The 14,001-nt window shown below is 32.2% G+C and carries 19 protein-coding genes; 18 read left to right on the forward strand and 1 reads right to left on the reverse strand.

Annotated elements, in window-relative coordinates:
- Positions 1-9: 9 nt before the first annotated feature.
- The 16 genes from D1866_RS11985 (at position 10) to D1866_RS12060 (ending at position 10,904) form a co-directional block, all read left to right on the forward strand.
- Positions 10-666 (forward strand): 50S ribosomal protein L15e, encoded by a 657-nt coding sequence (locus tag D1866_RS11985; protein ID WP_013775626.1) that lies wholly within the window; start codon positions 10-12, stop codon positions 664-666.
- Positions 663-1,115 (forward strand): RNA-binding domain-containing protein, encoded by a 453-nt coding sequence (locus tag D1866_RS11990; protein WP_152940145.1) that lies wholly within the window; start codon positions 663-665, stop codon positions 1,113-1,115. The genes D1866_RS11985 and D1866_RS11990 overlap by 4 nt, the downstream gene beginning before the upstream one ends.
- A complete protein-coding gene (locus D1866_RS11995) occupies positions 1,078-1,641 on the forward strand; it encodes a PHP domain-containing protein (RefSeq protein ID WP_152940147.1) in 564 nt (187 codons plus the stop codon). The genes D1866_RS11990 and D1866_RS11995 overlap by 38 nt, the downstream gene beginning before the upstream one ends.
- Positions 1,619-2,050 carry an Rpp14/Pop5 family protein gene (locus tag D1866_RS12000; protein ID WP_152940149.1) on the forward strand — a complete coding sequence of 144 codons (432 nt, stop codon included), beginning with the start codon at positions 1,619-1,621 and terminating at the stop codon, positions 2,048-2,050. The genes D1866_RS11995 and D1866_RS12000 overlap by 23 nt, the downstream gene beginning before the upstream one ends.
- A 100-nt stretch (positions 2,051-2,150) precedes the next feature.
- Complete coding sequence (psmA, locus tag D1866_RS12005) at positions 2,151-2,879, forward strand: archaeal proteasome endopeptidase complex subunit alpha (protein ID WP_048054566.1); 729 nt, start codon at positions 2,151-2,153, stop codon at positions 2,877-2,879.
- Positions 2,880-2,888: 9 nt separating this feature from the next.
- The gene (locus tag D1866_RS12010) at positions 2,889-3,587 is read left to right on the forward strand and encodes a ribosome assembly factor SBDS (RefSeq protein ID WP_152940151.1); all 699 of its coding nucleotides are present in this window, start codon (positions 2,889-2,891) and stop codon (positions 3,585-3,587) included.
- Position 3,588: 1 nt separating this feature from the next.
- Entirely contained in the window at positions 3,589-4,332 is a 744-nt protein-coding gene (gene rrp4, locus D1866_RS12015; RefSeq protein WP_152940153.1) for an exosome complex RNA-binding protein Rrp4, read from the forward strand.
- The gene (gene rrp41 / locus D1866_RS12020) at positions 4,310-5,041 is read left to right on the forward strand and encodes an exosome complex exonuclease Rrp41 (RefSeq protein ID WP_013775633.1); all 732 of its coding nucleotides are present in this window, start codon (positions 4,310-4,312) and stop codon (positions 5,039-5,041) included. Before rrp4 ends, rrp41 begins: the two co-directional genes overlap by 23 nt.
- Position 5,042: 1 nt before the next feature.
- Positions 5,043-5,873 carry an exosome complex protein Rrp42 gene (gene rrp42 / locus D1866_RS12025; protein WP_152940155.1) on the forward strand — a complete coding sequence of 277 codons (831 nt, stop codon included), beginning with the start codon at positions 5,043-5,045 and terminating at the stop codon, positions 5,871-5,873.
- Between the two features lie 10 nt (positions 5,874-5,883).
- The gene (locus D1866_RS12030; protein WP_013775635.1) at positions 5,884-6,102 is read left to right on the forward strand and encodes a 50S ribosomal protein L37ae; all 219 of its coding nucleotides are present in this window, start codon (positions 5,884-5,886) and stop codon (positions 6,100-6,102) included.
- A gap of 163 nt (positions 6,103-6,265) precedes the next feature.
- Positions 6,266-6,601: a hypothetical protein gene (locus D1866_RS12035; RefSeq protein ID WP_152940157.1), complete on the forward strand. Its 336-nt coding sequence runs from the start codon at positions 6,266-6,268 to the stop codon at positions 6,599-6,601.
- Entirely contained in the window at positions 6,573-6,818 is a 246-nt protein-coding gene (locus D1866_RS12040) for a KEOPS complex subunit Pcc1 (protein ID WP_013775636.1), read from the forward strand. The genes D1866_RS12035 and D1866_RS12040 overlap by 29 nt, the downstream gene beginning before the upstream one ends.
- The gene (locus D1866_RS12045) at positions 6,796-7,182 is read left to right on the forward strand and encodes a prefoldin subunit beta (protein WP_013775637.1); all 387 of its coding nucleotides are present in this window, start codon (positions 6,796-6,798) and stop codon (positions 7,180-7,182) included. Before D1866_RS12040 ends, D1866_RS12045 begins: the two co-directional genes overlap by 23 nt.
- Before the next feature lie 26 nt (positions 7,183-7,208).
- On the forward strand, positions 7,209-7,904 hold the full coding sequence (xpf, locus tag D1866_RS12050) for a 3'-flap repair endonuclease Xpf (RefSeq protein ID WP_155861181.1): 696 nt from the start codon (positions 7,209-7,211) through the stop codon (positions 7,902-7,904).
- 64 nt (positions 7,905-7,968) lie between these two features.
- Positions 7,969-10,179: an elongation factor EF-2 gene (locus tag D1866_RS12055; RefSeq protein WP_152940161.1), complete on the forward strand. Its 2,211-nt coding sequence runs from the start codon at positions 7,969-7,971 to the stop codon at positions 10,177-10,179.
- A 5-nt stretch (positions 10,180-10,184) separates the two neighbouring features.
- Positions 10,185-10,904 carry an HAD family hydrolase gene (locus D1866_RS12060; protein WP_152940163.1) on the forward strand — a complete coding sequence of 240 codons (720 nt, stop codon included), beginning with the start codon at positions 10,185-10,187 and terminating at the stop codon, positions 10,902-10,904.
- Here the strand turns inward: D1866_RS12060 and D1866_RS12065 are convergent.
- Positions 10,887-12,302: a M28 family peptidase gene (locus D1866_RS12065; RefSeq protein ID WP_170254117.1), complete on the reverse strand. Its 1,416-nt coding sequence runs from the start codon at positions 12,300-12,302 to the stop codon at positions 10,887-10,889. The two genes, D1866_RS12060 and D1866_RS12065, sit on opposite strands and share 18 nt — an antisense overlap.
- A gap of 7 nt (positions 12,303-12,309) precedes the next feature.
- On the opposite strand from D1866_RS12065, the gene D1866_RS12070 reads away from it, so the two are divergent.
- Positions 12,310-12,903 carry a DUF447 domain-containing protein gene (locus D1866_RS12070; RefSeq protein ID WP_152940167.1) on the forward strand — a complete coding sequence of 198 codons (594 nt, stop codon included), beginning with the start codon at positions 12,310-12,312 and terminating at the stop codon, positions 12,901-12,903.
- A gap of 13 nt (positions 12,904-12,916) precedes the next feature.
- Positions 12,917-13,933 carry an isocitrate/isopropylmalate dehydrogenase family protein gene (locus D1866_RS12075; RefSeq protein WP_152940169.1) on the forward strand — a complete coding sequence of 339 codons (1,017 nt, stop codon included), beginning with the start codon at positions 12,917-12,919 and terminating at the stop codon, positions 13,931-13,933.
- The last annotated feature ends 68 nt before the right edge of the window (positions 13,934-14,001 follow it).

Raw genomic sequence — 14,001 nt, forward strand, 5'->3', positions numbered from 1 at the left:
GAGAAGATAATGGCATTATCCATGTATCATTATTTAGCAAAAGTTTGGCAAGATGAGGAATGGAAGAAGAGTGTATTAAGGAAGAGAATGATAGAGTGGAGAAATGAAGAAAACACAGTTGTAAGAATAGAGAAACCTACTAGACTAGATAGAGCAAGAGCTATTGGATATAAAGCTAAGCAAGGATTTGTCGTAGTCAGAGTAAGAGTTAGGAAAGGAGGATTAAATAAACCTAGACCTAATAAAGGTAGAAGACAGAAAAGAATGGGCGTATACGGGTTTTCACCATCAAAAGGCTATAGGTGGATAGCGGAAGAAAAGGCTGCTAGAAGATATCCGAACTTAGAAGTTCTCGGTAGTTACTTTGTGGGAGATGACGGTCTTTATAAGTATTATGAGGTTATTTTGGTAGATCCTGCGCATCCAGTTATAAAGAACGATCCAAACTTAAAGTGGTTACAAGATCCTGCTAATAGAAGAAGAGTATTTAGAGGATTAACTGCTGCGGGTAAGAAAGCTAGAGGATTATTAAAGAGTAGAGGATTAAAGTATACTGTAAGACATAAGTTTGTCAAGAAGCAGAAGGAAAGAGAAGCAAAGAAGAGACATGAAGCCAATAAGTATTATAGACTACAAAATTATGATAGAATACCTGGTAAGGGATGAAAGTAACTAGCGTTTCTTTTCAAATATTTTCTCATGAGACTGAAAATGTGGAAAAAATTAAAAATGCTTTGAATTCTTTTCTTCAAGATTTTTTAAAGTATGCTAATATATCAGAGAATTCTACTGAAGGTCATTATGGAGACAAAATTACTCTAATAAAATATGATTTTCAAGGCAAAATCTCAGAAAAAATTGTCGATTATTTATTTTCCAAATTAGATAAGGCAGATCTATTATATTTAGTTTCTACGATAGATTCTAGGCTTGAGAAAAGTAAAATACACATAAGAATTGATAAGCAAAAGTTCATAGCCGAAGGAAAGCTTTATCTTAGAGATGGTGACGATATTATAAAAATAATAATAAGTTCTGTTGGTGGTCCAAAGAGAGTTAAGGAGGAATTGAATAAAATTGCTAATAGAGCCATGCATACTCAATTTCAAGATTAAACATTTTTTAAAAAAAGCTGGATATGATGAAGCTTTTATAGAAAGTAAAGATTCTAATTCAAGAATTTCAAGGATTACAATAGTGACTAAAGATAAGAATACTCTTTTTAATAATATTAAGCTTTATACTGGAAATAAGTTAATATTTTGTAAACCTTTAACAGAAGAGATTTTGCGAATATGTATATCATATAATAAAGTAAATGCAATAACTGTGGATAATGTAAATTTTCACCTTTTTAAGAGAAGGGCTATGCTCAACTTAATTAGGCTTCATGACAAGACTATAGAGGTAATTTTGCCATATTCCTCCTCATACATTATATATAAATATATAATATGGGGCTATAAATGGATTAGAAATATTTTATTTTCATCGTGTGCAAAAGATTTTAATGAAATTTGGAATCCTTTATCAAAAGTTAATTATCTTATATTACATGGTGCAGATTACGAGATGGCAACTTATTGGGTTTTTAAATCACCTCAGGTGTTTTTGAACAATGTTAGTTCAAATTATTATTGACTTTGTGTTAATTACATGGCTATCTATCTTGACCTATTTAATTTTAGCTAAAAATAATTTATATATAAGAAAAATTAAAAATAAGAAGGATATTAGATCTAAAAGATATATAGTTTTCTATATTATTAGTGAAGATCAAAAAATCAGTCCAAAAAATGTAGAAGACGCAATAAGATCTGCAGTTAAAGAGTTTCTTGGAAGTATGTGGTTAGAGATTTCTAATCCTAGAGTTATTATCTATTTAAATGAAACCAATGAAGGAATAATTTCTACTAACAGAGCAGGATATAAAGCTGTTATAGCATCTTTGCCTTTAGTTAAGGCAGTAGATGGCAAGAAAGTACTAATAGTGCCTAAGAGAACTACAGGAAGTTTAAAAAAGGCTAAAAGATTAATTGGTATTAGATGATGAAGACTTAGATGGCTGTAAAATGATGTGCCCAGCGACGATCTGAATAATGTGTAACACTTTTATTAACCGGTTCAAGTCTATAAAACTGTGATCAAAATTGGCTTTTGGACCAGCCGCTATGGGATACGATAGAGCAATAACCATATTCTCTCCAGATGGTTCTCTATATCAAGTAGATTATGCATTTGAAGCTGTGAAAAAAGGTTGGACAACGTTAGGTATTAAGACAAAGTCAGCTGTAGTAGTGCTTGGAGAAAAGAAAAAAGCTTCACAATTATTAGATTTAGATAGCATAGAAAAGGTATTTTTATTAGATGATCATGTTGGTTGCAGCTTTGCCGGCTTAGCTTCAGATGGCAGAGTATTAATAGATTATGCAAGAAACTCCGCACTCCAACATAGACTTATTTATGATGAACCAATAACTGTAGATTATTTAACGAAATTAATTTCTGATGTTAAGCAAATGTATACACAACACGGAGGAGTTAGACCCTTTGGAGTAGCATTAATAATAGGTGGAGTTGATAACGGAGTAACAAAACTATTTATGACTGAGCCTAGTGGCCAGTTTATGCCATATCAAGCTGTTGCTATAGGTCAAGGAGGATATACTGCTACTGAATATCTCGAGAAAAATTATAAAGAAGATTTAAATGTGGAGGATACAATATTATTAGCTTTAAATGCACTTAAATCTACACTAAAGCCAGGTGAAAAGTTAGGGCCAAGTAATGTAGAAATAGGCTATGCCTCAGCCGATACTGGGATATTTAGAAAATTAACCACAGAAGAGAAGATACAATACTTACAGAAGTTGGGGTGAAAAAAATTAATGGCGAAACAAGATTATGTAGTGATAAAATATGAATCGCATGGAGAGAGATTTGAAATATTAGTGAAGCCGAAAGAAGCAATGGCTTTTAGGTCTGGAAAATCAATATCTCTTTCTGATGTAGTAATTTCTGATACTATTTATAAGGATGTAAAAAAAGGATTAAAAGCCTCTCCTTCTGCATTAAAAAAAGTATTTGGTACTACTGATTTTGAAACAGTAGCTAGGGAAATTTTGTTAAAAGGAGAAATGCCGATAACTGCTGAGCAGAGAAAAGAGATGCTGGAGAGCAAAAAGAAGCAATTAATAGATTTCATTCATAGGAATGCTATTGATCCTAAGACGCATTTACCTATACCACCTGCTAGAATAGAAGCTGCTATGGAAGAAGCTAGAGTGCAAATAGATCTTAACAGAGATGTAGAATCTCAAGCATTACAGATCATCCATGAGCTTGCAAGAATAATACCAATAAAAGTTGCTAGGGCTACATTAGAAATAAAAGTTCCAGCAAAATATAGCTCTAAGGTAAAGTCTCAATTGTCTAATCTTGGAAGTGTTAAGAAAACTAACTGGTTAAGCGACGGTACTTTAATTGCAGAAATAGAAATACCAGCAGGTGCTCAAGAAGAAGTAATTGATAAATTAAATTCATTAACTAAAGGCGAGGTTGAAGTAAAAGTTTTGCAAGTGGTTTGAAATGGATTCCAATCAAAATTCTAATAACAAGATTTACTTTAAATCTAGAAGTATAGTAGTGCCCGGCGATTTAATTGCAGAAGGCAGTTTTCAAATACCTTGGTCTCCATATATTTATAAGCTCGGCAATAAGTATTATTCTACAGTTATAGGTATAGTAGACCCTAAGGATTCTACTTTTGAAATAATACCACTTGAAGGATCTCATTACTATCCAAAAGTAGGAGATACAGTAATAGGGCTTATAGAAGATGTAGAATTATATGGGTGGATAGTTGACATTAAAGCCCCCTATTCAGCATATTTGCCTGCACTCTCTCTATTGGGAAGACCAGTCAATATAGGCGAAGATTTAAGAAAATATCTTGATATTGGAGATTATGTAATAGCTAGAGTAGAAAGTTTTGATAGGACAATAAATCCAGTATTAACTGTAAAAGGAAAAGGATTAGGAAGATTGAATAATGGTAAAATAATAGATATAATGCCAGTAAAGGTCCCAAGAGTAATAGGTAAGAATAAGAGTATGTATGAATTATTAACGTCAGAAACAGGATGTGAAATGATAGTTGCTCAGAACGGTCGTATATGGGCTAATTGCCCATCTAAAGATATGGAAGAAGTGTTATTTTTGTCTATAAAAACTATAGAAAGGGAATCTCATATTAAAGGTTTAACTGATAGGATAAAGGAACTAATAGAAAAGAAAAAAGGTGAGTTAAATGTTACAAATTCAAAAGCCTAAATTAATTTTAGATAATGGGTTAAGATTGGATGGAAGAAGACCAGACGAATTAAGACCAATGAAAATGGAAGTAGGAGTATTAAAGAACGCAGATGGATCAGCTATAGTTGAAGTTGGTAACACTAAAATCTTAGCAGCAGTTTATGGGCCTAGAGAAATGCATCCAAGGCATTTGGCATTGCCAAATAGAGCCGTATTAAGAGTAAGATATCATATGACTCCTTTCTCTACTGATGAAAGAAAGAATCCTGCACCTAGTAGGAGAGAAATTGAATTATCTAAAGTAATAAGAGAAGCTTTAGAGTCACAAATACTTGTAGAACAGTTCCCTAGAACTTCTATAGATGTTTTCATGGAGGTATTACAAGCAGATGCAGGAACTAGATTAGCATCTCTAATGGCAGCTTCTTTAGCTGTAGTTGATGCAGGAATACCAGTAAGAGATTTAATAGCTGCTGTTGCAGTAGGCAAAGCAGACGGTGTAGTAGTTTTAGATTTAAATGAGCCAGAAGATATGTGGGGAGAAGCAGATATGCCAGTAGCTATGATGCCTTCAATTGGTCAAATAAATCTTTTACAGCTTAATGGAAACATGACCCCAGAGGAATTTAGACAAGGAATGGAATTAGCAATGAAGGGAATAAATATTATTTATAATTTAGAGAAAGAGACACTTAAAAATAAATATGCAGAATTAAAGGAGGAGTAGAATGTCAATAACCCCATCAAACGAGAACATAGTCCCGTTGATTAAAAGAGAAAGTATACTGGCAAGCTTAGATAGAGGAATTAGAGCAGATGGTAGGAAATTTAACGAGTACAGACCATTAAGCATAACATTAGGTTATGCAAAAAAAGCTGATGGTTCTGCATTAGTTAAACTTGGTGATACTACAGTTTTGGCAGGAGTTAAAGTTGAACCAGAAGAACCCTTTGAAGACACCCCGAATCAAGGTAATTTGGTTGTTAATGTTGAATTGTTACCATTGGCTTATGAAACCTTTGAGCCAGGTCCTCCAGATGAGAACGCAATAGAATTATCTAGAGTTGTTGATAGAAGCCTTAGAGACTCTAAGTCAATAGACTTATCTAAGCTAGTAATAGAACCCGGTAAAAAGATATGGACAGTATGGGTCGATATTTATGTCTTAGACTATGGAGGAAATATATTAGATGCATGCACGTTAGCTGCAGTATCTGCACTTTATGATACTAGATTGCCTAAAGTTGTAAAGGAAGGCGACGAAATAAAAATTATCAAAGAAGAGAAAGGAGAGAAACTTCCAATGAATTTCCCAGTAGTCACTGTATCAGTAGCTAAAATAGGTAAGCATTTAGTAGTTGATCCAGATTTAGATGAAGAAGGAATAATGGACGCTAAGATTTCATTATCGTATACGCCAGAAGGTAGAATTGTTGGTATACAGAAAACTGGTATAGGTACGTTTACCTTAACAGAGATAGATAATGTAGAAACTTTAGCTAGGTCAGTTAGTCAAAAATTATTAGAAGAACTTAAAAAGCAAATAAACATACAATAGGTGAATTAAAATGGCAAAGTATAAGGTTGTAGGTATAGCAGGGAGATTTGGTGCTAGATACGGATCAACTCTAAGGAAAAGATGGAAGGAAGTTATGGAAAAGAGATATCAAGATTATCAATGCCCAGTGTGTAAAACTGTTGGTACAGTAACTAGATTAGCTAGTGGAATTTGGTATTGTAAGAAATGTAAAGCAAAATGGGCTGGTCTTGCTTACACACCGTATTAATGTACTTATAACTTCTAGTAGGGATGCATCTTCTAGATTAAGGAATTTTTTAAATGATCTAGAGTGCGTTATTCCTTATTCTATAAAACGCAATAGAGGAAGAAGTTCAATCGAGGATATTTTATTCTATTGTAGAAAATTAAATTGTAGATTTATTCTATATGTGGACTCTGATAAAGGAAATCCACATAGAATACTACTTTATGATGCTATTCAGAATAAAATAAGATATGAAATAAAAATAAAGGGAGTTTCTACGCTATCAGATTTTAAAATTGAAAGGAAAAAAATTGATAAGATTTGTATTAGGAACATTGAATGTAAGGAGTTTATTCCATTCTTGATCGATCTAAATTTATTTAATATTTCGTCGTGTGGCAACTTTATAGATATAATAAAAAAGGATGAAGTATGCGAAATAAAATTTGTCAATAAATTTGAAAAACTTGTAGGCCCTATTATTAGAGCATATGATTTCAATAACTATCTCTATAAATGAAATACCTGAGGATATAAGAGAAATAGCTCGTAAAGCAATACTTTTAGAGAAAATTGATGAAAAATACGTTAAAATAGATGACCCTTTAACTATTAGAATTAAGGCAGAAACAATAAGTAGGGGCAGAGCAATAATGAACTCTTATATATTTTGGCTCTATACAATTCTAAGAACATTAGAAGAGGTGGATAAAAGTGGCAGAAAAAATTCCCCCTGAAGTACAGACTCAGTTAATAAAACTTCAACAATTACAAAAGCAATTAGACAATTTAACATATGAGAGAAGCGTAATTGATAGCGAACTAAGAGAAATAAACAAGATACTAGAGGAATTATCAAAGTTAAGTGCTGATACTCCTGTTTATAAGATAGTAGGTAATATATTAGTTAGGAAAGATAAGGCTTCCATTGAACAAGAATTAAACGATAGAAAGGAAATACTTGAATTAAGAAGTAGAACGTATTTGAAGCAGGAATCATTATTAAGGAAACAATTTGAAGATTTACAAAAGAATGTTAACGATTTGTTACAAAGATATTATCCACAGCTTAAGGGTTCGTCTAATCCTCCAAAAGCTTAAATTTTTTATAACTCTATCATTCTCACATAATGTTAAGAATATACGTTGATAACAGAGAAAAAAATAGTGGAATTCCTGAAATTCTTAAGGATATGGGCATATCAGTAATAATAGAGCAATTGGATGTAGCGGATTATGTATTGGCAGATGGTGTAGCAGTAGAAAGGAAAAGTGTTTCTGATTTGGTAAATTCTGTTTTTGATAAAAGATTTTTTGATCAAATTAATAGATTAACTTCTGCTTATGAGACGTCTTTCTTACTTATAGAGGGAAATCTAAATAGAATTAGAGAGATTACTGAAAAATGGAAGGCAATAAATTCTGCATTAATCTCTATTATAGTGGATTATGATGTAAAGGTAGTATATTCATCTGATAAAAGAGATACTGCAGAAGTTTTAGTAAAACTGGCTGAAAAGTTTCAAGAGCATGGAGGTAAAAAGAGAATAATTAACCTTCATGATAAGCCTAAATTTGAAAGCATTAAGGATATTCAATTGTATGTTGTTGAATCATTTCCTAATATTGGTGAAGTAAACGCCAAAAAATTACTAGAGAAATTTTCTACAATAAGAAATATATGCAACGCATCAATTTCTGATTTAGAAAAAGTTTTAGGAAGTAGAAAAAGAGCTGAAGAATTATATAAAATTCTAATAACACCTTACTCTCCTCAGTCTTCAAATTCTAATAACAAGAAATCATTAATGGATTTTATATAAGAAACATGCAGACACATTTTAATACTTCTTAAACTTAGTACTAGTCGTATATTGGTGATTAGTATTGGCGAAATATAAGACTACAGAACAAGTCTTAAGCCTAATGAAAGATATTGAAAGAGTTAGAAATATAGGAATCATAGCTCACGTAGATCACGGAAAGACTACGACAAGCGATACGCTATTAGCAGCTGCAGGTATAATTTCTCCTAAAGTAGCAGGAGAAGCTCTAGCTCTGGATTATTTATCAGTCGAGCAACAAAGAGGTATAACTGTAAAGGCAGCTAACGTAAGCTTGTATCACGAGGTTGATGGTAAAGGATATGTAATTAACTTAATTGATACTCCAGGTCATGTAGATTTTAGCGGTAGAGTTACTAGAAGTTTAAGAGTCTTAGACGGGTCTATAGTTGTAGTTGATGCAGTAGAAGGAGTAATGACTCAGACAGAAACTGTCCTAAGACAAAGCTTAGAAGAGAGAGTAAGACCAATCTTATTTATCAATAAGATAGACAGGCTAGTAAAGGAATTGAAACTAGGACCTCAAGAGATGATGCAGAAACTACTTGATATAATAAAAAGCGTAAACGATCTAATAGACATGTACGCTGAACCAGAATTCAAGGATAAATGGATGGTTAATCCCACCCAAGGTACTGTAGTATTTGGTTCTGCAAAGGATAAATGGGGATTTACTTTACCCATTGCTCAAAAGAAAGGAATAAACATGAAAAACGTAATAGATGCTTATACATCTTCTGATAAGAACAAGATTAATGAATTAGCCTCCCAAGTTCCAATTCATGAGGCACTATTAGATGCAGTAATTAAGTTTGTCCCTAATCCTAGAGATGCGCAGAAATATAGAATTCCAAAAATATGGAAAGGAGATATGGATAATGATTTAGTAAAATCAATGTTAAATGCAGATCCTAATGGACCTATAGTAATGATGATAAACGATATGAAAGTAGATCCACATGCTGGACTAGTAGCTACGGGTAGAGTATTCTCTGGAACTCTTAGATCTGGAGAAGAAGTATGGTTGGTTAACGCAAAATCACCTCAGAAGATATTGCAAGTTAGCATTTATATGGGTCAATTAAGGGAATTAGCGGATGAAATACCTGCAGGTAATATAGCAGCAGTACTGGGTTTAGATAAAGCGAGGGCAGGAGAAACTTTAGTTGATATTAATTACAAGAATTTACAAGGTAGCTTTGAAAGTTTACATTATGTTTCAGAACCAGTAGTTACTATAGCTGTAGAGCCTAAGAATCCTAAAGATTTAACTAAGATGATCGATGCTTTGAGAAAATTAACTATTGAAGACCCTAATTTAGTTGTAAAAATTAACGAAGAAACAGGAGAATATCTACTATCTGGAATGGGATTCTTACACTTGGAAGTTTCACTTCAGTTGCTTAAAGATAATTATGGTATAGAAGTTAACACATCACCACCAATTGTAGTTTATAGAGAAAGCATAAGAGCTAAAAGCCAAGTATTTGAAGGAAAATCTCCTAATAAGCATAATAAATTCTACATTAGCGTAGAACCATTAAATGAACAAACAATAGAATTGATTGCTAATGGTACAATTAGAGAAGATATGGACTCTAAAGAAATGGCTAAGATCTTAAGAGATCAAGCAGATTGGGATTATGATGAGGCCAAAAGAATTATTGCTGTAGATGAGAACGTTAACTTATTTGTAGATATGACCAGCGGTATTCAGCACTTAAGGGAAATAATGGATACGCTATTACAAGGATTTAGATTAGCAATGAGAGAAGGTCCTTTAGCTCACGAACCTATAAGAGGATTAAAGGTAGTATTACACGATGCTGTTGTCCATGAAGATCCAGCACACAGAGGCCCTGCACAAATATATCCAGCAGTTAGGAACGCCATATTTGCAGGCTTCTTAACGTCTAGACCAACATTGTTAGAACCATTACAAAAGTTAGACATAAGAGTTCCAATAGATTTGGTAGGCAATGTAACCGCAGTACTTACAAGGAAGAGAGGAAAGATTCTTAATATGACACAAGTAGGTAATGTGGCAAGAATACTTGCAGAGATTCCAGTAGCAGATTCTTACGAATTAGCTAGTGATTTAAGAGGAGCAACTGGAGGTAGAGCATTCTGGGGTACAGAATTTAGTAGATGGGCTCCAGTACCAGACAGCTTACTAATGGATGTAATAATGAAAATAAGAGAAAGAAAAGGACTACCAAAGCAAATACCAAAGCCAGAAGATTTCTTATCGTGAACTTTATGCAAGAATATAATATTTTTTACGGAACCAGAGCAGTTATTTTTGATTTTGATAATACATTAGTAGAATTTAATTATTATTCTAGGAAAGCATTAGAGGCTGTCGCTAAGGATATGTCTGATTATTTTAATGACATATCTTTTTCTCCAGGATACGAGAAAATCCTCTCTATTTTAATTTCTATTTCAGAAAAATTGGACAGCGAAGGAGTATATGATAGAAATAAATGGTGGGAGGAAGCATTAAAAGAACTTAATTTGAAAGTAGAAAAAGATCAGTTATACGATTGGACTTCGTTATATTGGTCCATAGCATCTAATAATCCTGTTTATGACGATGCAAGAGAGATTATAGAATATTTAAAATCAAAAGGATATAAACTAGGAATTCTAACTAACGATGATGGAGAAGGTGGAAATAAGTTACAGAGAATAAATAAAGTTGATATTTCGTCATTTTTTGATAAGATAGTAATAGCTGGTACTAACGGAGTTAAGCCTAAACCCAATATTCAACCATTTGTATACATTTGTGAACAATTAAACGAGAAAGTTGAAAATTGTACCATGATAGGAGACGACCCAGTAAAAGATTGCCTAGCCGCAAAAAAGGCCGGACTTAAGTCAATATTAATTGACAGAGAAAGTAAGGTTAAATTTGCTGAACTTTACGCAGATTATGTCATACGCAGCTTAAGGGAATTAGAGGAATTTCTTTGAAATTTCATAAAGTCTATTCATATATTCGTCTTCAAATTCTTTGGCTATTGAATGTAAATAGAGCTTATCATTTGAAGATATTTTTAATGCAGGTTTTCCTTCAATATATACAGGTTTCTCATATTTTATTCCAACTAATTTATGAAACAATTTAACAATTGCTAGGCCATCTCTCGGAAGAATGCCCCCATATAATTTGAGTAAATTTTCGTATATTTCCTTATTATTCAAATTATCTAGAATATTTAATAAATATGTTCTCATAGGAGCTTGAGTAATGCTCATAAATTGCATAAGTTCGCTTTTTAACATATCATATCTTATCTGTTCAATGTTTTCATCATTTAGTATTTTATTTATAGATAATATTATACTGGATATACATACTTCTTCTGAAGGGATAATTTCGTCATCTATTGAATGATATTCTTTATAATATCCTTCAAGCGTTACACTAGGTATACCATTTTTTATAAATGTATATCCATCACTGTAGATTTCTGGTTCATATACAATACTATTATTAAAGTATTTTTCAAAAACTGAGGATATTGATGACACGGCTTTAATTTTTAAATTGCATGGATCTATGTTATCAAGATTAATATTAAGTATTATGTCCTTGTTTAATCCCTTCTTTTGTAGTTCAAAGTATTTTCTCGACCCATAACTCCATGAAAATGATTGATAACCTAAAGCTCCTGCTTCTTCTGCAGTAAAGCTTATAAGATGTAGTTCGTATTTTTCCGATTTTAATTCTGGTAATAAACTAACACTCAATAAGTTATCATGCTCTCCTTTAAACCAGTGGTCGTGGTGTGTAGTAATATAAACTTTTTTATCATTTTTTGAATTTTTTATACATTCTATAATGTATCCGGTACTTTCTTTTATAGTTACGCTAGCCTTTATACTTAGTTTATCTTCAATTTTATTTTTTTCACTTTCAGGTATAATTATTCCAGGTATTTTAGGGGGAGAAGTAGGAAAGATGTTTAGAAGAGGATCCGATTTTATGACAAATTTTCTTCTTTTATCTGTGAAAAATACTATAGCCTCACAATCGCGCTCTTCTGCTTTTATGTAATATCTAGGTATATCAAATAAATTTTCTATTTTTACTCCTAATATGGAGTCTTTACATTCGTCAAGCGAGTAAGTTAATTTTCCCTCAATATCTGCACTTGGAGAATATGGCAAATATTCAGAATTTTCTATCTTATTTTTTCCAAAAATTTCATGTGACTCCGAATAATTTAGGACCGGTATTGGTATAACTTTAGTTTCATCGCATTTATTAAAGAATTTTCTGATCTTATTTACTATTTTTCCCTCTATTTTATCTCCTGCAAATATTTCGCCAAAGCTTGATAATTCTTTTACTCTCTCCACTATCATAATCTCTATGGAGTTACAGGAGGCTATAAAGAATATCTTTCCATCAAATGGAATATATGAAGTTATATTAGGTACTAAAGGCATAAGGGACAATATTTCGCCAATAGGAGTTATAGTTAATGAAAATCAACTTAAAGTAAAATTGTATAAATGCACAACAACATACCAGAATATACTTGTTTATCCGTACTGCTCAATTAACGTGGTAATTGACAATCCTAAAATTTTTTATCTTGCACTGTTTAATAAGTCAGTCAAATATAATTTAATTCATGGCTTACCAGTAGTTTCCGACAATGTCATATTTTCTAATTGTAAAATAATAGAAGATCATACAGAGTATGTAATTTTATCTTTAGATCCATTTGATATGAAGTATTCTAAACAGAAAATTAGTGCGTTTAATAGGGGTAATTGTTTATTTATAGATTTACTTGTTAATATTACTAGATTAGATATCTTTTCTAGAGAGGAACTGGAATCAATGTTAAAAGTAATTTCTTATGAGATTAAAGTAATTAAACGGACTCAGCCAAATTTATTAGATATAATTAGGGAAATTGAAGATTTGATAAGATCAAAAGGTTATAAACTTGAATAATGTTTCTCTATGTATGGAGTATAGGATTGCTTTACTTCCTGGAGATGGAATAGGACCAGAAATTGTTGCAAATTCTAAGAAAATTTTATCCAAACTTGTAGAAAATTATGCGTTAAACCTACAAATTACGGAAGTAGAAGCTGGAGACTCTGCACTAGCAAAATATGGCGATCCTTTACCTAAACAGACTTTAGATATAATAAATAAATCACATATTATATTAAAAGGTCCAGTAGGAGAGTCTGCAATGGATGTAGTTGTAAAATTAAGGCAGATGTACGACATGTATGCTAATATAAGGCCTGCTAAATCTTTACCTAACGTTCCAAATAAATACGGTAATGTTGATATATTAATTGTACGTGAAAATACAGAGGATTTATATAAGGGATTTGAATTCATGCTCTCAGATGACACTTCAATAGGCATAAAAGTAATAACTAAAAAAGCTTCAGAAAGGATAGTAAAAGTAGCACTAAAATACGCGCTAGAGAGAAATAAGAAGATAACATGCGTTCATAAGGCAAACGTAATGCGTATTACAGATGGACTTTTTTCGAGAGTATGTAAAGAAATATTAAAAGGAAGCGAGGTTAAATTTGAGGAAATGTATGTAGATGCGGCAGCTGCTAATCTAGTAAGAGACCCATCGAGATTTGATGTTATAGTAACCACTAATGTTTATGGGGATATTTTAAGTGATGAAGCAGCGCAAATAGCTGGAAGTCTTGGTCTTGCTCCTTCAGCAAATATAGGAGATTCTAAAGCCTTATTTGAGCCAGTTCATGGTGCAGCGTTTGATATTGCCGGTAAAAATATAGCTAACCCTACAGCATTTTTACTTTCAGTTTCTATGATGTTAGACTACATATATTCATTATCTAAGGAAATAAAATACAAGAATGCGTCTAACGCATTACAAAACGCAATATATGAAGTCTACAAAGAAGGGAAAACTCTAACACCAGATATAGGAGGGTCGGCTAAACTAACTGATTTTATTGATGCTATATACTCTAAAATAGCGTAAACTCACGTAATGCTTTTTAACCAAAATTTTATTTTTCATTTGGTGGTACGAATTATCCTCAATGAAAG

Origin of the sequence: Acidianus ambivalens (assembly GCF_009729015.1) — an archaeon.
GTDB lineage: Archaea > Thermoproteota > Thermoprotei_A > Sulfolobales > Sulfolobaceae > Acidianus > Acidianus ambivalens.